This window comes from Shewanella maritima, assembly GCF_004295345.1.
Taxonomy (GTDB): domain Bacteria; phylum Pseudomonadota; class Gammaproteobacteria; order Enterobacterales; family Shewanellaceae; genus Shewanella; species Shewanella maritima.
The window spans coordinates 2,188,673-2,212,120 of record NZ_CP036200.1 but is presented as its reverse complement, the minus strand read 5'-3'; the positions used below and the strand labels follow the sequence as shown (position 1 = coordinate 2,212,120).

Here is a 23,448-nt window from a genome sequence, read left to right as displayed (position 1 = left end):
TGCGGAGATTTTAGGCAGGCTGACTATACGCGTCAAGTTATTTCTAGTAATATCGAAATATATTTTTTAATAAGGTATGGCTATGGAACTTGAGGCAGTTGCTAAGGCATTGAAAGAATTGGGGCATCCAACAAGATTGATGATCTACAAATCAATTGTTAGAGCTGGGCACCAAGGGATCCCTGTGGGTGGATTACAACAAAAGCTCGATATTCCCGGCTCTACGTTATCTCACCACATTACGGGGTTAGTCTCAGCAGGCTTACTTAAGCAGCGCCGTGAAGGGCGAACCTTATTTTGCACCGCGCAATATGAGCAATTACAGCAAGTGATTGGCTTTCTTGTAGACGAGTGCTGCGTTGATGAATGCAACGCTGACTAATGCACCGCCATTAATAAACCACTATTTAAACACCACTGATTAAAACCGAGAGATGAAGCTGCCAATGATAAATAAGAGCAGCAAGGGGTAATGAAAATGATCTCACCGAAAAAAGGCTTCACTAAGATAGCGTTAGCACTTGCACTTCCTGTGTTTGCGAGCCTATCGCTAACAGTCAATGCCAACGACAAGTTCTATGCAAACCCGTCAATTCAGCAGCAAGCGCCGCAAGCGTTTGTGCTGCAGCAGCCAAATCAGCAGTTTTTAGCGCTCACGCAAACTAAAACTATTGCTGATGCCGATAAGTTGTTGGCTCTTTTAGCGCAAGATAAAACGGTATCAACAGCGCTGCAAAACTGGGATACATTGAGCCTTGAGCAGCAAATCCCCTTATTGAGGCAAATCTTCGAGCTTGAAGTGGCAAGCTTTGGCATTAAGCCGCCTAAGTTGGTGATTGATAACCATAGCTACCCCGGCAAGATGGTGTATTTTGACTTTAAACTGACTGACCGAGACAACGGCACGGTTTATCTCAACCCTGAGAAACTCGCCTCACAGCCGCAATATGCAGCGCTTGCGTTCTTGCTACACGAAACCCGCCACGCTTATCAGTTACAGCTAGCAATGCGTCCAAATCAGACACAAGCTAACCCAGTGTTCAGCCGCAGCTACAAGGCGTCATTTACCGCGCAAAAGCAAATTAAAGGCATGGGCTTTAGTGACTTTTTAACCTTATCAAATGAGTATGAAGCCTTCTTGTTTGGCAACTATATGATAGGGCGGATTACACACTGGCAAGTGGATATGATTGGCATGGGCACTTATGCTAGTCAGTTTGATAGCCAGGGTAAGCTCAAAATGGACTTAGCAAAGCTTGCGACTACCGAGTCTGATTTAAGCTTGCTTGAGCAATATAACCAGCTTGCCAAAGCTCAGTTTGACGCAAGACGCGCTAGTAAATAGATTGAGGAAATAGCGCCAATATATCGCCCCTTTACGGAAACTCGTTTAGGCAGACTTGATGCCTAAGCTAACTTCAATATCTTCGACGGACTGCGACACTTCACCCGCAATTAAATTTGTTTGTGCGGTTGCCGCTTGAGCATGATCTTTTAAGCTATCCATCGCGCTAACAAACTCATCAAGGTGCACGACTTGCGACTGCGAGCTGTGCGCGCCTTGTTTGGCGGTTACTGCCATTTCTGAGGCTTGCTGCTGCACGCTTTGAGCGACCTGCCATAGTTTATGGGCACGCTGTTTCTGGCTTAAGGTCGTTTGCTCAATGCCTTCAACACGCGTGGTTAAATCTGCATTGGCTTTGGTGAGTTTATTGAGAATCGCCATGACTTCTTCAAGGGAGGTTTTGGTGCGCTGAGATAGATTACGTACTTCATCAGCTACCACGGCAAAGCCGCGGCCTTGCTCGCCAGCTCTTGCTGCTTCAATTGCCGCATTGAGCGCCAGTAGATTCGTTTGCTCAGCGATGTTGCCAATCACATCAATAATTTGAGATACATCGGTCACCGATGACGTTAAGCTGGCTAATGATTGATGACAATGCTCAACCGCTTGTTGTGACTGCTCGCTTGCTGACAAAACGGCTTCGGCTTCTTTTTGACTTTGCAGCATGTGTGATTTGGTTTTTTCAGCGGTTTGCTCTACTTGATTTGAGGTTTCGCTGACCTCAGTCGCCAGCTGGCGGATTTGCTCAGTTTGCTGTTGCGCATTGACTACCACTGATTGAGTGCGCGCTGTGCTGCTGGAAATATCAGTAATACGATTTACCAGTTGCGACAATGACTGAGAGATCACGCTGATCTGTTGGCGTTGCTGTTCATCTTCTTGCTCAAAACGCTGCAACATTTGATTGAAGTGGTTGGCTATCTGCCCTGTTTCACAGCGACGGGTAATATTCAGTGGCTCGCGGCTATTACTTTCACTCAGCTGGTGGAAGGCATGGTTTAAGTGTTTCAGCGGCTTGATTACTCGGCGCTGTTGCAGTACTAAATAGATGAGTGAGAAGGCAATCAAAATAGACACCATAACCACGATGGCAATCGTCAGAGTACTTTTCAGTTGCTGAGCCTTGCGCTTTTGCATATTGCCCAGCTCAAGTAATTGAGACTCGATTTGTCCAAGGTCGGTGATGAGGGCTTGCTGAATACGCTGATTTTCATTGAGCATGCGATGAGTATTGTCGACTTCTTTACTGTAGCGCGAGCTTAAACTCAGTAACTCTGAGCGATACTCTTCACCAACCTCGATGGTTTCAGGCTCATCATCGCCAAGAGCGAACTCATCAACTTCTTCGGTGATGTAAATTCCAATAAGCGGCAGGGCGGTTAGCCTTTGATTCCATGCTTGAAGCTGCTCAATCAATCTTGCTAATACTGGTTGTAGCTGCTGATTTTTATTGATTAAATAGCCGGTGGTGACCTGTGAAAGTTCATTAACAAGCTGCGGTAAATCGTTAACCAAACTTAGGTATTGGTTAGCAAGATCAGGGTTAGTTGCCTGACCTTTGAAACTATAGTTAGCAAGGTGATAGTTGTAGTCGAGCATTTCAGACTCTGCGTGAGACAGCAACTGCCTCGGGTTGCCTGCTAATTTCCCCGCTGCGCGATATTCGCCGCCAAGTGCAGTAATGAAAGATTCAATAGCACTCAAGGTTGTTTGGGTATCCAGCCCAGTAAATGTACCTAGCTCGTTTTGGGTTTGCTGCAGATCTTGCTTGGCTTGTTCAAGCAGTGCGGCGTTGCCACTGTTGAGATAATCATGAAGTTCTTCTTTAATATCCACAAGAAAGCGCTTTTGCAGTTCTTGCAGCTTATCGCTTTGCAGCTCAATCGCCTGACGTTCTTGGTTACTCCAAAAAATCACCACTGCCATTGCAATAGCAATAACAATTAAAAGTGCAGAGGCGATGCGAGTTAATGTGGATATCTTCATCTTGGCAACCGGTGGCAAATTTGCCGAGAGAATATGACTTGTTTGTGACACTTAGGTGACAAGATACAAATGTTTACAGCCATGGTTGCTTGTTGGCTTAGTTTTGCTGAAAATCACTCTTAGTGGCTAATTCAGCTGTGGCAAAAGTATTACCCCTTGGTATAGCTAAAAGTCTAGCGACCACCTGTACTAAATGATTAGCCAAAAGGACAGGGTGTACAGCAAAAGGTGTAGTTGTTTTGGCGGGCTAGCCAAGGTTATCCACACTTGGTCTGCCAAAGTAGCGGCTAATAATATGAAGTTGTGAACGGTAGTCATAAACGGACTAAAAACGAGCAGTGAGGAGTTGGAGCAAATGGCGACAGATCATCAGCGCCGTAATCTAGTGATTGGCATCGCGGTTGGCAGCGTGATGCTGTCGGCAGGAGGCTGGTTTGCCATAGATGGCAACAACAAGCCGTTAACTATCGCTGCAGCGCTTGTTGAGCTAGATCAGCTACTAGCTGCTTATGCCAATAACAACGCTTCAGTTAATGGTGAGTGGGACTTGGCACAAATGCTCAATCACTGCGCTCAGAGTGTGGAATATTCACTAAGTGGGTTTCCTGAGCATAAGTCTGATTTATTCAAGCACAGTGTTGGTGCATTAGCGTTTACAGCCTTTGCTGCCAAAGGGCGCATGACTCACGGGTTAAGCGAGCCTATTCCTGGCGCGCCAACGCTCGCTGCTGGTGGCTCAGTCGCAGCAGCAGCGCAGCGATTTAAAGCATCCCTTGCTCAGTTTCATAGCTTTAGCGGCATGCTCATGCCGCACTTTGCTTACGGTTATTTGTCGAAAGCTCAGTATGAGCTGGCGCACGTGATGCACTTTTACAATCATCTGACGCAAGTGGTTCATCACGGCTAGCTTGTGGAGTCTGCTCTGGGTTCGCCTCTAGGGTTTGCTCATCTTGAGCCGTAAAAAACCAGCTAGCCCGGCGCTGCCTAGCTCTTTGTGGCCAGGTTCTTTGCCGTCGGTGATTACTACTCATCGCTTTTAAACTGACAGCTGGCTTGCTGCAGTTGCTCGGTTAGCTCGGCAAGTTCCTGACCTTGCAGGGCAACCTGATTGGCAATTGCGGTCACATGCTGCCCCACTGAGTCTATTTGCGCTAAGCCTTCGGTCAATTCGGCAGTGGCACCTGCTTGTTCCTGACTGCCTTGTGCAATGGCATCAAGCTGCTCTGCCGAGGTCGTTACCTGCTCAACAATGTTGGCAAATACTGTAGCAGTTTGGTCTGCAATTTGATTGCCCTCAGCCATTTTCTCAAGCGAATGATTAACCAGTGAAGATGTCTTATTTGCCGCTTGAGCACTGCGTGATGCAAGATTTCGTACCTCATCAGCCACCACTGAAAAACCCCGACCAAACTCGCCTGCGCGCGCCGCCTCAATGGCCGCGTTTAAGGCTATGAGGTTAGTTTGCTCGGCAATATTGGTGATCTCTTTCATGATGTCGGCGATCTGTGCGCCTGAGTCATTGATAGCTTGCAGTGACTCAGTTAGCTGGCTGATATGGACATTACCTTCCTCTGCAGCGATGAGCGTTTGTTGTCCCTGTTGATTCATTTGCATCGCTGATTGCGCGGTAAGCTGAATTTGGCTATCAATCTCTTGTAGTGCTGCGCTGATTGAAGATACTGATGCTAGTTGTTCGGTTGCACCCTCAGCAAGGTGTTGGCCGTCATTGTTTAGCGACTCAGTAGCGCTAGATACTTGCATGCTGGTGGCTTTGACTGAGCTGACCAAGGTTTTAAGACTGGCTTGCATGCTTGTTAGTGCTTGCCCTAACACATCATGTTTACTGGCATGTCTTATCTGATGCATTAACTCACCATTAGCAATGCGTTGGGCCGTGCGTACTTGATGCTGCTGGTTGTCGATAAGTCGTTGCATGGCGTTCGCCATATGCCCAAGCTCGTCTTGGCGATTAAGCTGGGCGCGCCATTTGTTTTGGTCGAGGTGGTGTAATTCAATATCACCGTCTGCCAAATCATCTGCGGCAGCGGTAATGGTCGATAACCCCTGGGTGATAATGCCGACGAGTTTGATGACAACAAAAACCATAATGATGATGGCTAATATAGCGATGAAAGCTGCGCTTGAGCTCAGTGCGGTAAAGCTATCATCTAGCACCTGTTGCTTGGTTGCTGTGATTATGTACCAGCCAGTTGTTGGCTCTCGATGGCTAATCGCCAAATACTCAATGCCGTTGTCACTAAAGTTATGCTGCACACCCGTTTGGCGACAGAGCTTGTCGAAGTGTGGTTGCGACTTAGTTTGCATATCTCGATAAGCTAGCGGTTGGCAATCTTGGGTAAGGATAAATGCATAGCTATTAGGTGATTCTTGAGTGACATCCACGTGTTGCTGATAAAAGTTATTCAGCGGTACGCTTAAGAAAATACTGCCGCGAGTGCTGCCCGTTTCAGACCTTATTTGTTTGGCAAAGCTAATCAGCAAGGTACCATCAACTCGACTAGCACGTGGTGAAGATATAACGATCTCATTGGTTGACTGCGCCTGCTGTACATAAGACAAGTGACCATAGTCTTTGCCTACTCGAGCTGGGTTTGACGCAGCGATAGCCGTGCCATCTTGATTAAGGATGGCGATATTGCGATAGCCATAACTATCGGCAACACTGGCAAAATGCGCCGATGCGTGAGCTTGTTTGGCACTTGTTGTAAGCGCATCGGTCACAACCGGGCTGTTAGCGAGGGATGACAGCATTTGCCGGTTACTGTCGACCCAGTAAGCAATGGATTTGGCAATTAACCCTTGCTTGGCTTCAAGCTGTTCAAGGGCGTTTTGCTGCATAGCATTGATGCTTAAATAGATGGTAAAAGTGGCAACAGTAAGCAGACCAAATGCCACATTGGGCAGCAGAAACAGATTGAACCGAGAGCGCAAATTCATAGCAACATCCTCTAGCTAACAACAAATCAAAGCGCGGGTGGCAGGTGAGTTACATCACCACCTGATTGAACAGGTTTTGCACCACAAACAAACCAATAAAACAGGCAATCGCTGACATAATTGGCGTAATTACCCAGCCCATTAATACCCGCCCCAACACTTTCCACTGCACTGGCAGTCGCTTAAGCAGTGCAATACCGATGACAGCGCCGATCACCGCTTGTGAGCTAGACACTGGCACCAATGGAATGGCAGGTAAGCCGATATCAACAAAGGCGTTAGACAGGGATTGCGACGAGAAGATAAACAGCACAATTGAGTGCGCCATGACCACAACCCAGGCGGTAACTGGTGTCATGGAAATGAGGTTGTCGCCCACAGTCATCATCACTTTTTTAGAGTAAGTAAATACCCCAACGCTGATGGCAACTGCGCCGATAAAGAACAGCTGCATTGCGGCGCTAAACTCAATGTTGAACAACTCAATTGGGTCAAGTGGCGTACTGGTGACAAACACGCCCATTACGTTGGCAATGTTGTTGGCACCTAAACTGTAAGAGCCAAAGGCACCCGCGAGAATAAGACCGATACGCGTCCAATTGTCGAGTTGGAACATACCTGGGCGAATCAGCTTAATCGCTTTGTTGATGCCCATGTATAACAGCACTGCAGTAATGGCAGCGAGAATTGGGCACATTACCCAGGTGCTGAGAATTTTAGTCAGTACCGCCGAGTCAGTGGGCATGCCACTGAATAGGTTCCAACCTATGATCGCGCCAACAATAGACTGACCGGTCGACACAGGTAGGCCGGCCTTGGTCATCAGGTAAACAGTGGTTGCCGCTGAAAGCGCCACGGTAAAAGCACCGCCAATGGCCGAGACTTTACCCAGTGCGCCTAAGGTGTGTGATGCACCAGCGCCACTAATCACGGCGCCAAGAATGACCATTACTGAGCAAATAAGCGCTGCGGTGGAGAATTTAACCATTTTGGAACCAACTGCGGTGCCAAATACATTGGCAGCATCATTGGCGCCCAGTGACCAGCCGAGAAACAGGCCGCTGGAGAGAAAAATCCAGATTGCAATATCCATAGTTTCTCCCATTACTGTGCACGTTTAAGGGTGAAAATAGATATGCGGTCGCTGATGTCTTCGGCTAGGTTGGCTACTCTGTCAATGCGGTCGAAAAAGTAACGTAACTGTACCTTTTGCATTAACGGAATATCGAGATTAAACAAGTGGGTTTTTACCCGGGTGCAGGCTTCATCAGCATCAGTTTCAAAGGCGATGACTTTTTGGTGATACTCTTGCACGCGCTGTAGATCGGTAAAGTAGCTTTTGGCACAAAGTATGGTGTGGTCTATGGTGTCCGCAATGGTAGCAATTTGCGCCAGCACATCTTCATGTAATTCGTAAGGAATGGCTGGTCGTTCAATTTTAAGATGTAAGCCTACGGTTTCCTGGCGATTAATGAGTCTGTCGGTTTGCTCAATTAGCGAGGCAACATCTGATCGTAAGTCTGGAATTAAGGTTTTGCGGTAAAGGGTTTGTTCAATTTCGCGTTTTAGCTTGTCGGCTTGATGTTCAATAGCTTGCAGTTTGGCGAGTGCATCAGTGAATTGTTCACTGTCTGCGCCGTATTTTAAATAGCTTTTCCATAGCAGAGTGAATTGATGGTGGGATAAAGTGACCTGATCCAAAAATAGGTACACTTTAGTTTCTGTAGAGCTACTTTTAGACAGCAAAGAGCTGAGCCGAGAAAAACCAAACATGGCATCTCCTTATAGTTATTGTGATGGGAGGAAGAGCAGGTAAGCCATCATGGGAGCGGTAGATAGCTTACCTGCTGGGGGAGAACCAGATTTACTGGAACGCTTTACTCATTTTGAAGGTTGAACCTGTTTTAGAACCCTGGTGACCAGCCTCAAAGCCGACTTGCTCTACTTTATCTGAAAGGTATTTATAGGCTTGCTCTAGGCGATCTTTGTCTTTAGCACTGCCTTTAAATGAAAACTCAGTAAAGCTGATGCGAGGGCGACGGTAGTATGGTGTCCATACTTGAAAGTCAATTTCTAGGTCGTCAAAGCGTTTATCGTCTAATGCTCCCTCCCAGCCATGGGTGCGCATGACGAGTGTTTGTTTAAGGCTTTGCTTATTTTTCTGGTAAATGTCGCTTACCAATGCCCAGGCAGCCTTGTTCTTTTTAATCACTTCAAAAACCTTGGCGTAGTCGACTTTCTTAACATCAATTTCACCTGGTGAGTACGGCACATCGTAGCTAACACTGTACTTAGCCTGATCGTTAGTGAAGTCAATTTCTGCTTTGCGATAGTTCGATACATCCCCAAAGCCTTCAGGATTATCAGCACGCAGTTTTACGGTGATTTTGCTCTTGCGAGGCTTAGTTACATGCTCACGCACTCTGATGCTGATGTCGTTAGCTTTAAAAGCGCGATCAGGTGTGTCTAGGTAAGTCACCAGCTTGACTGACACATCGTTATCAAAGTCTATAAAGTTGAATGCTTTCTTAAACTCTGGCGTAATAGTGTCAGTTGCATAAGGTAAGGTCTTACCAACACCTGTGTTGACGTGGTACTCCAGTGAGGTAAACGCATCTGGCGATAGTGCGTATGCATTGGCGCCCAAACAGAGGTTCACCAACCCAATTAACAGTAGATTGTTTCTCATGTGTGCCTCCTAATTAGAATGCGTATTGCAGACGGGCTTGGAATACATTGCCATCTTGCTCGTAGACCATGTTGCCGTTGATGTCTTCAAAGGCTGTTTCATAGTCCGCCTGAGTGTGGACGTAGTTAAACTGGGCTTTAAGGTTATTTTCTAGATACCAGTTCACACCAAGTACATAGTCGGTTTTTTTACCACCATCAACACCAGCATCTGTATCGGTAAAGTCAGCAATATCGATACGTGCGGCTAATTCCCAGGCGCCCCAGCCACCGGCAGAAATTGCGTTGTCTGGCTTAGCCGTTTTAAATACGCCTTTCTTGCCACTGTAGCCCCACTTTTCACCAGTTAAGGTGTACACAGCTTGAATGTATCCAGCGTTTACGGAAATCGACTCTTCACCTTCTACTGCATCGGTTTTAGCTATTGCGTATTCACCTTGAATCAATAAGTTGCGGTGCTGATAAGCAGCTTCAATACCATAGTGCTGAGTTGATTCAGCTTTCACTTTGCCTGTATCGATGATGCGACCTGTTGCCTTAGTATTTGGGCGGGCACGGTAACGAACTTTTTGGGTGTAATCATTGGTTTTGGTGTAAAGGCCACTCGCGCCAAGGTGTAATAGGTGGTCGCTATTTTTGATTGGGGTATAGGTGATGCGACCATTTAAAACGTCGAGCTTTTCATTTTCGTCATCGTCATTCAGTAGTGCGGTTACACCGTAGCCTAGTGTGAAGTTATAACCGTCACCTTTATATAGCCAAGATGCACCTACTGCGCGATCAGGTGAGAAAGTATCGGTACTCGCACGCTCTAGGAAAGCTAAGTTTTTAGAGCTGCCTGTCGCCTCCATACCGTAGCCAAATTTTTGGAAACCCAATTTGATCTCAGAGTTTTCAAAGCCGCGATAGTTTACATTCGCATCTTTGACTTCGACCTCTGAAGCGCCATCAAAATCAAACTCTAGCGAGTATTTCCAAACGTTTGAGAAATAGCCTTCTACGCCAAAGCGCACACGGCGGAAGCTCACTTCATCAAAACCTTCAGTGTATTCACGATCATCGCCCGTGTAGAAAGGATCTGCGTTGACATAGTCCATTTGAATCCGGCCGGTAAACTGCATTGTTGATTGACCATCTTTAGAAATTAACTCTGGTGATGGGTCACCAGTTTTAAACTTAACGCGGTCGGTACTTTTGGCGGCGTCTTTCGCTTCGATGAGCTCAACTTCAAGTTGATTTAGTCGTTCTTCTAGTTCATTGATGCGGTCTGACTCAGAGGCAACAGCCGAGGTTGACAGGCAAAGTAACGTTGCCGAAATGGCAAGGGCAACACGGTTAGGAGCAAACACATTTTTCTTCATCATAATAATTATCCTTATGTAACTGCTTGTGTTAACGCTGTGTAAAAAATTGTTCCTGCTGTATGGCTAAATAGTAGAGATATTGTTTGTGAAAAAACTTGATCTATGTCTACTAATTTCAACTTAATCGTACAATTAATTTAAAACTTCTACATTTTTTGTTTGATTGGGTATTCATAGTTAAATGTCTGGTTTTATTGTCAAAAACTGTAGGCAAAAGTAGGCTTGTCCGTGCTTTGGAGGTAATAAGCACAGTAAAAGGAATGTAATGCTGTTTAGGTGTATTTCTAGTTAGTTTTGTTGGTGTCTAGTCTGTTAACTCCATGTATTCCCTTGCGGCTTGCCGATACGCGAAAATGCGCGTATTCAGGATTACCATCATTAACTTGGCTAATAAGTAGATAGAGATAGTGAGTTTTATGTACTGGGATCATCTTTATCTGCTTAGCATCATAGAAATGATGATTACTTAAAATCTTAGGTAACGCCCTTAACGATTTGCTTAAGTTTATTGTCAGTTCATCTGTAAACTTTTCTGTTTTTTGTTTGCGTTTATAAGTACTGAAAAAGTAACGGCGTTGATAAACCCAATGGGCTTTGTCACTAAATTCATTTAAAGGTCGGTGTTTTAACACCGCTTGGAGTGCTTTAGGCAATTTGCGGCTTGATTGCCTGAAGAAACTTTCTTTTACGTCCACAATCAGGTGCTTACTATTACCTTGATACAGGCGAAAATGATGCTGAAAGTATTTGGAAGAGAACTGCTGTAATAGGTACTGTCGGCCTAGCTCCTTGATACGGTCTTTGAAAATGTAAGACAGCACCAGTGAGAAGAAAAAAGGCGTAGAAAAATTGCCAAATATTTTTTGGGTGGCAAATGCAACAGCGGTAGCAAATGCCATGGCAAGGGCGGCAGCCACACCAAATATCAGTTGCTCGGCGACTTGACCGTTTTTAAGCATTTTGCTGCTGACTTTATAAGGGCTGTGGATAACCTTTCGCCCGAGGTGCAACTTGTTAAGTAGGCGCTCGCGGCCATGTTCAGACTCATGGTGTAACTTAATTTGCTGTTGCTGCGCTAGTTCGGTGTATTTAGCAATTAAGTTTTCTAGTTCGCAAGATGGCGTGGCTTTTTGCTCGCGCAATAGTGCTTGATAATAGTAGTAGCTCATCTGGTGCAGGCTGAGTTTGTATAGCCTGACATCAGTTAAATTAGCTTCATTGTCATGTATCGAAATAAATGACTGAATCAGTTCATCAAACTGCTTTAGCTCGCTGGTGGATGCACTAAGCAATAAGATGCGTAAATCGGTAATAAAATGCGATAAAGCTTTGCGATAGCGCTGTACATTGTCTTGCGCTTGGGCATAAGCGGTTTGCTTAATGGCTAACAACGCCTGACGCATCGCCTCAATGCTTGGCGGTGTAGTGGAGGTGAGTAACTGCTTGTGCATGAGTGCATGGTAAAAGCCATGCGGGTTGAGCATGTCGCTATTCTCAGCCAATCGAGTGGGAAGAAAAAAGTGTACCTTGAGTTGAGCATGTTTAACGGCAGGGGAAAAATCCGTCTTAATGCTCAGATGGTACTGATCGGCCTGAGAAAGCGACAATGACATCAGTGCTTACCAGCTAGTGTAAGGCTGTTTCATAAGCATTGAATTGTAGTAGCGGGCATCACCAGTGACTTCTTCACCTAACCAGCTTGGCTTGTTCACTTGTTGATCTTCGCTTTGTAGTTCAACTTCGGCAACTACTAGGCCTTCATTGCTTTGGTAGAATTCATCTACCTCAAAAATATGACCTTCGTATTCAACTAAATAGCGGGTTTTATCGATTACGCCTGGCTCGCAGATTTTAAGTAGATCTTGTGCTTCTGCTACTGGGATTTCGCTTTCCCACTCGTAGCGTGACGCGCCAGACTCATTACCAATACCTTTAATGGTTAAGAAGCCTTTGTCGCCCTTAACGCGTACGCGTACTGTGCGCTCAGGTACTGAGCTTAAGTAACCTTGAATAATACGCACTTGGCGAGCTGCGATAGCTTTAAAATCTTCGTTTTTTACCAGATACTTTCGTTCAATTTCTTGTGCCATGTTTGCCTCCTTATTAGTTTGCTAGTGGCAGGTTTTTCATGCCAATCACACGCTTGATGGCTTGCAGGTAGTTAATATTCTCTACCCCTTCTAGCTTGACGTCTTTAATGGTTTTTTGAATGTCTTCAAGTTCAGTTGACTCACTGTTAATGCTGACAATCTTGGCACCGTTTACCAGTACATTTGCAACTTCACAAATCGTGTTGTTCACCATGTAGCCATAGCGTTCTTTGTGAATTTTTACTGCTTGTAAGTCTGGGTGGTCGTTGATTAGACCGATAAAGGCGTCGAAGCTGTATTCTTCTTGTGTTAATTCTGGGATGTCGACGATAAACGCTGGGAAGATTTCTTCAACCAGGCGCTTTTTAGTAATTGGGAATTCCGCTTTTAGCTTAGGGTCCCACTGTTCAAGGCCGTCTACTGTTTGAACATACGCTTTGATGTCCATCTTGCCGTCGCGGATTTTAGTGTTATTTAAGTCATTAGTGCGCGACATAATGTAAATCTCGTCACTTTCACGGTGCCACACTTTTTCTGGTACGGGTTGAGACAAACGTGCCATACGCTCTGCTGACTCAGCAAAGCTTTGACCAAAAGTACGGAACTCGAAGCGTGGTTTTGAAATCTCACCGATTTTTAACTCTGACATATTTGTAATCCTTCATTTGAACGTGTTTTGAATAGGAGCGTTATTACAGTAATGAGATTAGCGATAAAAAAACTCGATCTAGATCAATATTTTTAATTATTAGTTTCAACCTAATCTTACAGTTTCTTACAGGTGATGTGTTTAAATTGTTTTTATTTATCTGATTTTTAATGGTTTTTTGTTTCTCCGCTTATTGCTGTTTTGTTTTAAAAATATTTTTTAAATAAAACTAGATTGTTATTTTGTTGATCTTGATCGGCTTTTTGTCGTAACAAAATCTGTATGGTTATCCCAACATCATTTGTTGAGGGAATGAGAATAATGAAAAACGAAAATATCTCCCAAGTAGACCCATTGGATATGAGTCAATATCGGATGGAAAACCTACCGGTAAGAAGTAAAAGTAACTTTGAACAATGGCTGGCTAGGGCAGGTATTTGGATAGCGCTTGCCGCGTTTACTTGTATTCTCATGTCAGATCCTGCGTCTTTCTTGGTTAACTTTGACCCTGAGATGCTAAGTAAAACCGCAATGGCCAACTTTCAGGAGTACGGCCTAGAAATGTTTAGCGCTAAAGGTAATGCCATGATGGCTATCTTCTGTGCGGCGGTCATTTTGTGGATTACTGAGCCATTCCCTAACTACTTGACCTCATTGATGGTGATTATCGCCATGGTGCTAACGGGCGTATTACCAGAGAAAGTTGCCTACGCTCAGCTTGGTCACAAGATTATGTGGTTAAACATCTTGTCATTTGTGCTTGCGTCTATGCTAGTGACATCAGGTGCGGCGAAGCGCTTTGCCCTATGGTTTATTTGCCGCTTTGGTACCAGTGCAACGCCTATTTTTTACAGCTTTATGGTGATCAACCTGGTGCTGTCAGCATTTATTTCAGCAACCACCGCAAAAGCGGCGATCTTAATGCCTATCTTCATGGTAATTGCGGCTGTATATGGTGCGCGTGGCGGCGATAATAAAAATAATTTTGGTCGTAACCTTGTGTTGCAAAACTTGCTGCAAATTAACCTGTGTGCCGGCGCCTTCGTGACAGGCTCAGGTGCTAATTTACTGGCTGCAAGCCTAATTGCCGGTGCCATTGGTGGTAGCTTCTTCTTTGCTGACTGGATGATAGTAGCGCTGCCAATTGTGGTGGCGATGATTATTGTTGGCTGGTTGATTGGTACGCGAATTTTCTTCCCACTCGCGCCAGAGGAAAGACTGCCACAAATTGAAGGTGGTATGGAGCGCCTGCAACAAGAACTGCTGAAGATGGGCAAGGTGTCAGTGCGCGAAATTAAGTCACTGGTTATCTTTATTACTATTTTGGTGTTCTGGGCAACTGATAAATACCACGGTGTCAGCGCTACAGCTGTGGCCTTTATTGGTGCGATTGTGGCATTGATGCCGCGCATTGGTGTGGTTAACTGGAATGAAGTCGACGTACCTTGGCATTTACTCTTGTTCTCAGCAGGTGCGTATACTTTGGGCGCGGGTTTCAAACAGACAGATTTACCCAACCTAGTGGTTAACTTTGGTCTGGAGTACTTTGGCTTAGATGATAAAACACCATTTAGTGTGTTCTACATCGCACTCACAGGGGCAATGCTGTTAAGCTCGCTGGTATTCCAGTCGAAAACCATGCGTACCATGTTGTTCGTACCGATTGCGATAGGTATCGCCCAACGTTTTGATTTCCCCGTGATGAGCTTGGCGCTTCCGGTCGCTCTACTTATTGAGCATGTTTATGTACTGCCATTTAACAGTAAACCTGCGTTATTGCTTTATTCAACTGATCATTACAGTTTGAGTGACACCTTTAAGTTTGGCTTTACCATGCTAATGATAGGTTGGGTGGTCAGTATTTTAATGGGCGAAACCTGGTTCAAATGGTTAGGCTATACCCCTAATGGTGTCTTCTGGTAAATACGAGCGCGTACGTATTCAAATGTGACTGTAGTTACTAAGTTAGCATCAAGTTACAAAAAAGTGGTTTAGATCATAGTGTTGGTTGTTCTATATTTTGTATGTTTATATAGAAACTAATGCAATGAGCTAAACCCTTTTTCGGTTTTTACCAAAGCTCATTTTCTGAGGTGACTTTGCACTATATGCAGCCGTTGTGAGATTTTTGAGAGATAGAATTATGAGTGCTAAGAGTAACGAAATTCGCAGTAAGTTAGCTTTGCTTCAATTGGCTGAGGAGCTAGGTAGCATCAGTAAAGCCTGTGAAATCATGGGCTACAGCCGAGACAGCTATTACCGTTTTAAGAAACAATATCAAACTGCAGGCGAGCGTGGCCTGAAGAATCTATCTCGAAAAAAGCCTGCGATTAAGAATCGTCTGTCACCAGAGGTAGAAGAGCAGGTCATTGAAATCGCCCTCGATTACCCAAATTATGGCCAGGCAAAGGCGGCAGAAATTCTGACAGCAAGAGGTTGCCCTATTTCTGCCAGTGGTGTGCGTACCATTTGGGTCCGACATAATTTAGAGACCAAGAAGAATCGCCTCATTGCCTTGCATGCAAAGGCGCTGCAAAAGGGTGATGATGCTGCTCAGCAATATGAGCAGTTGCATCAAATCGACCCCGCTGATCCTATTTTTGATTGTTTGTCTCCCGGTGACACTTGCGTGCAGGATACCTATGCACTGGGCGATATTGCGCCTTTGGGTGAGTTGTACCAGCACACGTTTGTCGATGGTTACAGCCAGTATGCCCATGCGTGGATTTCAACTGAGGCGGACTCTAGTGCTGCGGTTAAGTTTTTACAGCAACAGGTTTTGCCTTGGTATCGCGAGCATAAGATTGACATCAACACCATTCTTACCGACCGTGGTACTGAATTCTCTGGCAGGAAAGCCGCGCCGTTTAAAGATGCGCTAGAAGCGCTGAATATTAGCCATGTGCAAATGCGTGCATATAACGGCCCAGTGGTGAATGGTCTTGCAGCGCGTTTTCAAACTCAGGCATTTAACGAGTTTTACGAGCCATTTTTAAAAGCCAATATGATTGAGAGCATTGAGCAGCTAAACGCTCAGTTGCAGTTATGGTGTGAAGATTACAACCACAATCAGTCGATATCAGGCCGTTATACACTAGGGCGCACAGCCGTTGAGGTGATGGGGCTTAAGTAGTGCTTAGTTAAGCTATTCGTTCTTAAAACAAAACCACTCCGAAAGTCATCGTGAGTGGTTTTTTCTAGCCTATTTTACGCTGAATTCATACATGGTTTTCCTGCTAGGCAATGAGATTTAAAGCACGCCGTGAACACATCCTGTGGGCTCTACGAAAACATCCATGTCTTCAAAGGCTTTAAATCTCATCGCTTCTAGAAGCTAAAGTAGTTTATGGCTAGCTTAGAGCGCCCTTTTTTAGTGGGGCTAATACAAGACGGCGTTTTTCAGAAGTAGATTGGCTTATTTAACGGTTTGTATTTTGCAGCTAACGCGTAAGCCGTTCATCGAGCTTATTGAACAGCCAGTGGGCGAGTTGTTGCTGGTTTTGTTTGTATTGGTCATTGTCATCAAGCTCACTCTCATCAAGCTCCGCGGTATTAAACGGGCACACATCGGAAAATGCCTGTTGTAAGGCATGCATTTGCTGCGTATCCCACTCGGGATGAAACTGGATGCCGAGAATATGGCTATTTTGGTAGATTTGCTGCTTACAAGCGCTTGAGCTGGCGAGAATTTGTAGCGAATGTTCGGAAAGTTGCGATTCGCTAAATTCAAAGCCTTGTTCATGCCACTGCGGCACCATTAAATGTGTGGGTGTATCGCTGATCAAGTTTACTGACTGCCAGCCATTTTCAGCTTGCTCAAGCGCATAAACGGTTGCCCCTAGTTCACTGGCAACCAACTGCGCACCAAGGCATATAGCAATGATTGGCTGTTTGTGGGCGATTAGCCTCGCAATAACTTGTCGTTCAACTGCCATCCACTGCGGGTTATCCTCAACATTCATCGGCCCGCCAAGGATCACCACGGCGAGGTAATCCTTTATTATTCGGCTCGCCAATTGTTGAGCTACCTGTTCGATTACCTGTTCAATTACTTGGTCGAGAGTAGGCGCTGGCGAGAAAAAGCTATCTGCCATGACGCAATCAAGCTTAACACCACTTTGTTGTGCCCAATCCTTAATCCGCCCAGGCCCTTCGGCGCTATGGTGTTGAATGACTAGAATCGACCTATTCATCAGCGTAACTCGTTTAGCTCTAGGTAAATCGGCTCAATGTTTACAGTGTTGTTGGTGTTGGTGTTGGTGTTGGTGTTGGTGTTGGTGTTGGTGTTGGTGTTAGTCAGGGCTTGCTGTAGCTCTTTGGCGCTTGCGTGTAGCTGCTCTTTGCTGAGGTTAATTGAGACTTGTGCTGGCAGCTCAGCGCCATTGCTTGATACACGCACTAGTTGGTCTGCATCTGGGCGGCTTTGTAGGTGTTTAATGTAGAAAAAGCTGCTTGCATCTGCGTTGTTACCAATGGCGATATAGTTTGCGCGAGTAGGTTTTGGTTTGCCTTGCGTCATATCAAGAACGTTAAACAACAGCATATTGTCGATAGTCGCTGTTACCTGTGAGTGCTGCTTGTTGCCGCCACGCTCAAAGTGTCCTTGTACTACATCAAGGGTTAATTGTGTCATTGGCTCGGCGGAATTAGGCGCTAATCGCGCAAGATCAAACTTTTGCGGCACGATAGTCCAAACCTGGTTGGTTTGCGCAAGCTGTTTGTGTAGCTGTTGATTGAGACCGTTGTCTGTAAAGCTCAGCTTAAACACCACTTGGGCGTTATGAGGAGCATGGAACATAGGCAAATGGGATGCGTAAATACCCGCATCATTGGCGAACAGTAACATGCCATGTAAGCCCATGCTGATAGGCATTTCGTGCTTATTTTCTAAGTGCTGGTGTTGTAGATGCTTATGCTGTGAGTGTTTATTACTGTTGCTTGTTAATTGATGCTCATTGGCCAGAGCTAAAGGGCTAGTGGCTAGGTAAATCACCAGTGTGGCAATAAGGTTTAAGACAATTTGAGTACTAATACGCGACATGTGCGGCTCCTATCTGTTAATTGAAATCAGATGGGGCCGTCCCCGAATGGTGACAGTGAAAATGGGCTGGTTAGATTCACTGGTGAGGTCGTCCTCAGATACAAGGGTCTGTTGGTCTTTCAAGATTAGTTTTGCAGCTGCTTGTTGGAAATTTATACAAGGCAACGACTTTGATGTGTGGTTATTCCACATGAGTAAGTCGTTAACGCAGTAGAAATGACAACAAGCGCTGCCTGAAAGGTTCGTTTAAAAGCACTTTACTCTTTGTTGCGAGCGAGTTTGTGTAGGTGACTAGACGTCATCGCTCGCGTCGCGATTAAAGTGCTTTTAATTCGAACAAATTCTAATCAGCAAAGAACAACAGACCCTAATGTTACGAGTGTTTCACTTGTATCTCAAGTGTTGTGTTTTTGCGCTCGCTATCAGCAAGATTATTTCCTTTTTTAAATCATGCTCAAAGCTCGTAGTAGTCATTTTGGAACCCATTCCAAAACGCTAATCGACTAGCAAAAACGGCTAAATTGTAACCAAGTTTGTAAATCCATACTTTACCTAAGGTTACTTAGGGAGATCCTATGACAGTTCCCGTTTTGGAACTGGTTCCAGTTTTACCATTATCTCGTCAACAAATAATCAATAAGAGGACGGGGACAGATGAGTAAAGTAAATTTGCTGGAACGTCGTAACTTTATCAAGGGCATGGGTGCAGCAGCTGGTGCAGCTGGTATGGCTATGGCAGCGCCAGCAATGGCAGTGTCGCAGTCGGCTAACGGGGTAAAGTGGGACAAAGAAGTTGAGATTGCCATTATCGGTTCAGGCTTTGCAGGCTTAGCAGCTGGTATTGAGTCTATGCGCTTGGGCGCGAAAGATGTGCATATTTTTGAAAAGATGTCGTACTTCGGTGGTAACTCTGCCATTAACGGCGGTCTGTTCGCTGCTCCTGGCACGCCAATGCAGAAAAAAGAAGGCGTGAATGATTCAGTTGAGCGCATGGTACAAGATCAGCTTAAAGCAGGTCGTGGTATTGCTGACGAAGCCTTGTTGCGTCACGTAGCTGAGCACGCAGTTGAAGCGCTGCAAATGACCTTTGATGCGGGTAGTGAATATCACCCATACCTACAACAGCTTGGTGGTCACTCGGTTGCACGTACTTACCAAACCACAGTGAGTTGTGGTGCAGGTATCACTCAGCCTCTACTAAAAGAGTGTCGCAAATTGGGCGTACAAACCCATAACCGCGCTAAGTTTGAAGGCTTCCTAGTCAATGATGAAGGCAAAGTGGAAGGCTTTAAGATTCGTCAAGGCTACTACTTTGGTGAAGAAGACACTGGCAAGCTGATGCATATTAAAGCTAAGCGTGGCGTATTAATGGCGACCGGTGGCTTTGCTCAGAATGTCAATTTACGTATGGCCCAAGACCCAACATTAACGGCAGAAGTAGGTTGTACTAATGCTCCAGGTGCAACTGGTGAAGGTATGTACGAGATGTTCCGTCTTGGTGCCATCCCTGTCCACTTAGCACATATTCAATCTGGCCCTTGGGCATCGCCAGATGAAGGTGGCTTTGGTTATGTATCAAACTATTCGATTTACAACTTCCCACATTCAATGGCGGTTAACTGCTTAACCGGTGAGCGTTTCATGAATGAGATTGCTGACCGTAAAACTCGTGCTGATGCTGAGTTAGCCTGTCGTGATAAGCAGGGTAACCCATTACCTCCAATCTTGATTACTAGCTACAAAGACTCGAAAAAACACCCAAATACCAAGAAGGTAATCAAGTACAACGTGGGCTGGAAGTTCGACTCTGTAGAAGAGCTAGCCAAGCACTTTAATGTGCCGCTAAAACCGTTAAAAGCTCAAATCAAGGAATACAACCAATACGTTAAGTCGGGCAATGACGCGCAGTTTGGTAAAAACATGACCAAGGCTAAAGGCAAGTACATTGAAGCGCCTTTCACTGTCGTTCGTTTATGGCCAAAAGTGCATTACTGCCAAGGTGGCGTACAGGTGAACACCAAAGCTGAGGTTAAAGACAGCTTTACCGGTAAGCCGATTGCGGGTCTTTACGCAGCAGGCGAAGTGTGTGGTGGTGTTCACGGTGTTAGCCGCTTAGGTAGCTGCTCTATCCCTGAATGTATGGTGATGGGCATGACCGCCGCTCGCACTATGATGAAAGCCTAACAACAGTGACTAGGAGAAAGATGATGAAAAAACTAAGCCTTGTATTCGCTGTTGCTTTAGCGAGTTTTGTAAGCTTATCTGCTCAGGCTGTTGATCAGCGTGAATACCATAAAGATGTGATTGGCAAAGATTGTAAAACTTGTCATGACCAAGGGTTGAAGAACTACCCGTCTGATCAAGCTTGTACGCAGTGTCATGATGTTGATGAGCTAGCAGAGCAAACGGCTCGCAGTGAAGAAGACAAGTGGCAAAACCCTCACAACAACTTGCACTATGGTAAAGAGCTACCATGTATTGAGTGTCATGGTGAGCATGAGCTGAAAAAACCAATGTGTAGCAATTGCCACACCTTTAAGTACGATAAGCATAAATAACCTGATTTGGGTTAAGTTAATCGAACTTGAGTAGATTGTCTGCTAGCGCAGCAATCAGCAAGTGAAAAAAGCCATATCTTTGAGATATGGCTTTTTATTATGTTTATTAGATAAGACTTTGGATATTTAGGAGAGCAAAATGTGGATGCTTTACTGTCTGTGCTTCTTATGCCTGATATTCATCGGTTTATTTGTGCTAGCTGAGATTATTTTAGCGCAATAATGTTAATTGCTGTTTGGCTACCATTTTGGAATGCATTCCTTAGCTAAAATTTTTGTTAATAAGTTATTTGGCTATTTGCCTCACTCCATACTTATTGTTTCTCATATTTCTATCCCTTCGGCGGTCACTGATTGTTAAATACAGTTGATCGCCATTTTTTTGTTATTTTTATTCGATAATTGTTGCTAATAAATGGCCAATATTTTTAGTAAATACGCCCGTGGCTAATTTTTGGAATTGATTCCAGATTTATTATGTAAAGCACATCGGTTAGATGTGAATTAATTGTACCGAATTAAGATAATAAATAGTGATGGGGATAAAGATGGACAAAAAAATAATTGCACTTTCGATACTCGCAGCTTTGAGCTCAAGTGCACAAGCAGATGATGTAGAATTTAAGTTTGGCGGTTATGTAAAAACGGATGTGATGGTCAGTGACTACAGTAATGGCGCACCATCATCAGGGCATATCTCACGTCAGTTCTATGTACCAGGCACGATTTACGGCTCACCTGGGGAAGGCAAGCAGGTTATCGATTTTCAGGCTCGTGAATCGCGCTTTAATTTTAAAACCCTAGCGGATGTAGATGGCCATAAAGTGACTGCTTTTATTGAGCTAGACTTTATGACTCATGCCGACGGTAACGAGCGCGTATCAAACAGCTACTCGCCACGTCTACGCCATGCATTTGTGTCTTACGACAACTGGCTGGTGGGACAAACCTGGACTACATTCCAAAATCCAAGTGCATTACCAGAAAACCTAGATTTTGTGGGTGCGGCAGAAGGCACCCCTTTTGTGCGTCAGGCGCAAATCCGTTACACCAATGGCGGCTTGCAATTAGCATTAGAAACACCAGAAACCACAGTGACGCCATACACAGGTGGCAGTCGCATCGTGAGCGGTACGGGCATAGTGCCAGATGTGGTTGCACGTTATAACCTAAAAACCGACTCAGGTGCCAAGTTCACCGCAGCGGCGTTATTGCGCCAGCTAAACCTAGATAACGCCAACTATGACGACACCGCATTCGGTTATGGTGTGAGCGTTACCGGTGTTGTGCCTGTGGGCGATGACGATATTAAATTCGCTGCTACATATGGCGATGGTATGGGGCGTTATATGGCGCTGAACTTTGTCAATGCTGCGGTATTAGATGCCACAGGACAAATGGAAACCATCAGCTCAGTTGGTGGCTATGTATCTTACCGCCATTGGTGGAATGATAAATGGCGCAGCAGTATTACAGCTTCAGGCTTTAAAGCGGATAACGATGCTATGCTAACTGGCGATCAAGTTAATGAAGAATCTTATTCAGGCTATATCAATCTATTATATTCACCAATTAAGCCATTAACTGTAGGTGTAGAATATATGCATGCAGAAAATACCAAAGTGAATGACGATAAAGGTAAGCTTGATAGAGTGATGTTCTCGGTTAAGTATGTACTTTAATCTATCTTTATTTTCGGGTTTATTGACGAGCTGCGTTTTAACCTGCTCTTAGGGGTAAGAGTGCAGGAATAAAGGGTGCTTGGCTTGTTAATGCTAATCTAAATAAAAAATGCCAGCTTCTTGCTGGCATTTTTATATATAATTTTTTGAGGTTTTTATTAATTTATCTACTTAATCGCTCAGTTTTGTATTAATAATCAGCTTGCTGGCTTACTACTTCAGCCAGGTTTTCCACATTGGCTTTAATTAATGTAATTAGCTGCTCAGTCGCCTTGGTTTGTGTTTCTGGGTTGAGATATAACGACTCATTAAAGGTTGGCAGTTTCGGTAGCCCATGTTCAATCGGGTCGAGTATCTGCATATTGCCGTTAATTCTAAACTCGGCAATCGGCGCCACCGCTAAATCGTTCTCAACTGCTAGACACAGGGCTTGCGGCGATGGTGTTGACAGTAAAACATTAATCGGGCGCATAGTGATGTGGTGGTTGGCAAAAACTTGAGCACGAATAGGGCAGTTCTCGGGGTATAACGCCATAGGGATGGTGTCTTGATACAGCGCGGTGCTATTTTTCGCCGCGACCCAATGGAACTTGCGCTCAAACAGTAGTTCGCCCGCAGCAGGATGTTGCCAGTGGGTGGCAACAATCACATCAAACTCACCTTGTTGCAATCGCTTATACAAGTTGCCGCTCACGTCAGTGTCTATCACCAGCTCAATACAGGTGAACTCGCGAATAAACTCTAATAGGCAGCTGCTAAGGTAACGTTTGATATAGTCGGTTGGCACACCTAAGCGAATAATTTCTCTGGTTTGGCAGTCTTTTAGGTCATCAAGCGCTTGTGAGCTAAGTTGCACCATTTTGTAGGCATAATTGAGTAGCGTATGGCCTGACTCAGTAAGCGTTGCCCCTTTGTTATCGCGGTTAAGTAATTCTTGCCCCACCGATTCTTCAAGCTTTTTGATTTGCAAGCTTACAGCCGACTGAGTTCGGCAGACTTTTTCAGCTGCTTTTGACAGGTTGCCACACTCGGCAACTGCGATGAAACTTTCCAGCAATTCGATTTTCAGCATAGGGGTATTCGGTTT

General features: G+C 45.0%; 20 protein-coding genes. 8 read left to right on the top strand and 12 right to left on the bottom strand.

Annotated elements, in window-relative coordinates:
* Window positions 1-82 precede the first annotated feature (82 nt).
* Both EXU30_RS09400 and EXU30_RS09395 read left to right on the top strand, forming a co-directional pair.
* Window positions 83-382 carry an ArsR/SmtB family transcription factor gene (locus EXU30_RS09400; protein WP_130599467.1) on the top strand — a complete coding sequence of 100 codons (300 nt, stop codon included), beginning with the start codon at window positions 83-85 and terminating at the stop codon, window positions 380-382.
* Window positions 383-478: 96 nt separating this feature from the next.
* On the top strand, window positions 479-1,345 hold the full coding sequence (locus EXU30_RS09395) for a hypothetical protein (protein ID WP_165399001.1): 867 nt from the start codon (window positions 479-481) through the stop codon (window positions 1,343-1,345).
* Between the two features lie 45 nt (window positions 1,346-1,390).
* Here EXU30_RS09395 and EXU30_RS09390 read toward each other — a convergent pair whose 3' ends face one another.
* A complete protein-coding gene (locus EXU30_RS09390; protein WP_130599463.1) occupies window positions 1,391-3,331 on the bottom strand; it encodes a methyl-accepting chemotaxis protein in 1,941 nt (646 codons plus the stop codon).
* 355 nt (window positions 3,332-3,686) lie between these two features.
* Here EXU30_RS09390 and EXU30_RS09385 point away from each other — a divergent pair, with 355 nt between their 5' ends.
* Window positions 3,687-4,238 (top strand): DUF1569 domain-containing protein, encoded by a 552-nt coding sequence (locus tag EXU30_RS09385; protein ID WP_130599461.1) that lies wholly within the window; start codon window positions 3,687-3,689, stop codon window positions 4,236-4,238.
* Between the two features lie 116 nt (window positions 4,239-4,354).
* Here the strand turns inward: EXU30_RS09385 and EXU30_RS09380 are convergent, their stop codons facing one another.
* From EXU30_RS09380 to EXU30_RS09345, 8 genes are all read right to left on the bottom strand, one after another.
* Complete coding sequence (locus EXU30_RS09380) at window positions 4,355-6,289, bottom strand: methyl-accepting chemotaxis protein (protein WP_130599459.1); 1,935 nt, start codon at window positions 6,287-6,289, stop codon at window positions 4,355-4,357.
* Window positions 6,290-6,338: 49 nt separating this feature from the next.
* Window positions 6,339-7,382, bottom strand: coding sequence for an inorganic phosphate transporter (locus EXU30_RS09375; protein WP_130599457.1), 1,044 nt, complete (start codon window positions 7,380-7,382; stop codon window positions 6,339-6,341).
* 11 nt (window positions 7,383-7,393) lie between these two features.
* Window positions 7,394-8,062 carry a DUF47 domain-containing protein gene (locus EXU30_RS09370; protein ID WP_130599455.1) on the bottom strand — a complete coding sequence of 223 codons (669 nt, stop codon included), beginning with the start codon at window positions 8,060-8,062 and terminating at the stop codon, window positions 7,394-7,396.
* A 91-nt stretch (window positions 8,063-8,153) separates the two neighbouring features.
* Complete coding sequence (locus tag EXU30_RS09365; protein ID WP_130599453.1) at window positions 8,154-8,978, bottom strand: hypothetical protein; 825 nt, start codon at window positions 8,976-8,978, stop codon at window positions 8,154-8,156.
* Window positions 8,979-8,991: 13 nt separating this feature from the next.
* Window positions 8,992-10,341, bottom strand: a complete 1,350-nt coding sequence (locus EXU30_RS09360) for an OprO/OprP family phosphate-selective porin (RefSeq protein ID WP_130599451.1) — start codon at window positions 10,339-10,341, stop codon at window positions 8,992-8,994.
* Between the two features lie 284 nt (window positions 10,342-10,625).
* The gene (locus tag EXU30_RS09355; RefSeq protein ID WP_130599449.1) at window positions 10,626-11,825 is read right to left on the bottom strand and encodes a hypothetical protein; all 1,200 of its coding nucleotides are present in this window, start codon (window positions 11,823-11,825) and stop codon (window positions 10,626-10,628) included.
* A gap of 135 nt (window positions 11,826-11,960) precedes the next feature.
* Window positions 11,961-12,431, bottom strand: coding sequence for a CYTH domain-containing protein (locus EXU30_RS09350; protein ID WP_130599447.1), 471 nt, complete (start codon window positions 12,429-12,431; stop codon window positions 11,961-11,963).
* A gap of 13 nt (window positions 12,432-12,444) precedes the next feature.
* Window positions 12,445-13,080: a hypothetical protein gene (locus tag EXU30_RS09345; protein WP_130599445.1), complete on the bottom strand. Its 636-nt coding sequence runs from the start codon at window positions 13,078-13,080 to the stop codon at window positions 12,445-12,447.
* Between the two features lie 321 nt (window positions 13,081-13,401).
* Between EXU30_RS09345 and EXU30_RS09340 the strand changes: the two genes are divergently transcribed.
* Together EXU30_RS09340 and EXU30_RS09335 are read left to right on the top strand one after the other, a co-directional pair.
* Window positions 13,402-15,003, top strand: coding sequence for an SLC13 family permease (locus EXU30_RS09340; protein ID WP_130599443.1), 1,602 nt, complete (start codon window positions 13,402-13,404; stop codon window positions 15,001-15,003).
* Window positions 15,004-15,223: 220 nt separating this feature from the next.
* Window positions 15,224-16,213, top strand: a complete 990-nt coding sequence (locus EXU30_RS09335; protein ID WP_130599441.1) for a helix-turn-helix domain-containing protein — start codon at window positions 15,224-15,226, stop codon at window positions 16,211-16,213.
* 307 nt (window positions 16,214-16,520) lie between these two features.
* Here the strand turns inward: EXU30_RS09335 and EXU30_RS09330 are convergent, their stop codons facing one another.
* Entirely contained in the window at window positions 16,521-17,273 is a 753-nt protein-coding gene (locus tag EXU30_RS09330; RefSeq protein WP_130599439.1) for a type 1 glutamine amidotransferase, read from the bottom strand.
* Window positions 17,273-18,121 carry a hypothetical protein gene (locus tag EXU30_RS09325; RefSeq protein ID WP_130599437.1) on the bottom strand — a complete coding sequence of 283 codons (849 nt, stop codon included), beginning with the start codon at window positions 18,119-18,121 and terminating at the stop codon, window positions 17,273-17,275. Before EXU30_RS09325 ends, EXU30_RS09330 begins: the two co-directional genes overlap by 1 nt.
* Before the next feature lie 654 nt (window positions 18,122-18,775).
* Between EXU30_RS09325 and ardA the strand changes: the two genes are divergently transcribed.
* The 3 genes from ardA (at window position 18,776) to EXU30_RS09310 (ending at window position 22,361) form a co-directional block, all read left to right on the top strand.
* The gene (ardA, locus tag EXU30_RS09320) at window positions 18,776-20,305 is read left to right on the top strand and encodes an acrylate reductase flavoprotein subunit ArdA (RefSeq protein WP_130599435.1); all 1,530 of its coding nucleotides are present in this window, start codon (window positions 18,776-18,778) and stop codon (window positions 20,303-20,305) included.
* Between the two features lie 23 nt (window positions 20,306-20,328).
* A complete protein-coding gene (ardB, locus tag EXU30_RS09315) occupies window positions 20,329-20,679 on the top strand; it encodes an acrylate reductase cytochrome subunit ArdB (protein ID WP_130603379.1) in 351 nt (116 codons plus the stop codon).
* A 548-nt stretch (window positions 20,680-21,227) separates the two neighbouring features.
* Window positions 21,228-22,361, top strand: coding sequence for a DcaP family trimeric outer membrane transporter (locus tag EXU30_RS09310; protein ID WP_130599433.1), 1,134 nt, complete (start codon window positions 21,228-21,230; stop codon window positions 22,359-22,361).
* A 190-nt stretch (window positions 22,362-22,551) separates the two neighbouring features.
* Here the strand turns inward: EXU30_RS09310 and EXU30_RS09305 are convergent, their stop codons facing one another.
* Entirely contained in the window at window positions 22,552-23,433 is an 882-nt protein-coding gene (locus EXU30_RS09305) for a LysR family transcriptional regulator (protein ID WP_130599431.1), read from the bottom strand.
* Window positions 23,434-23,448 lie beyond the last annotated feature (15 nt).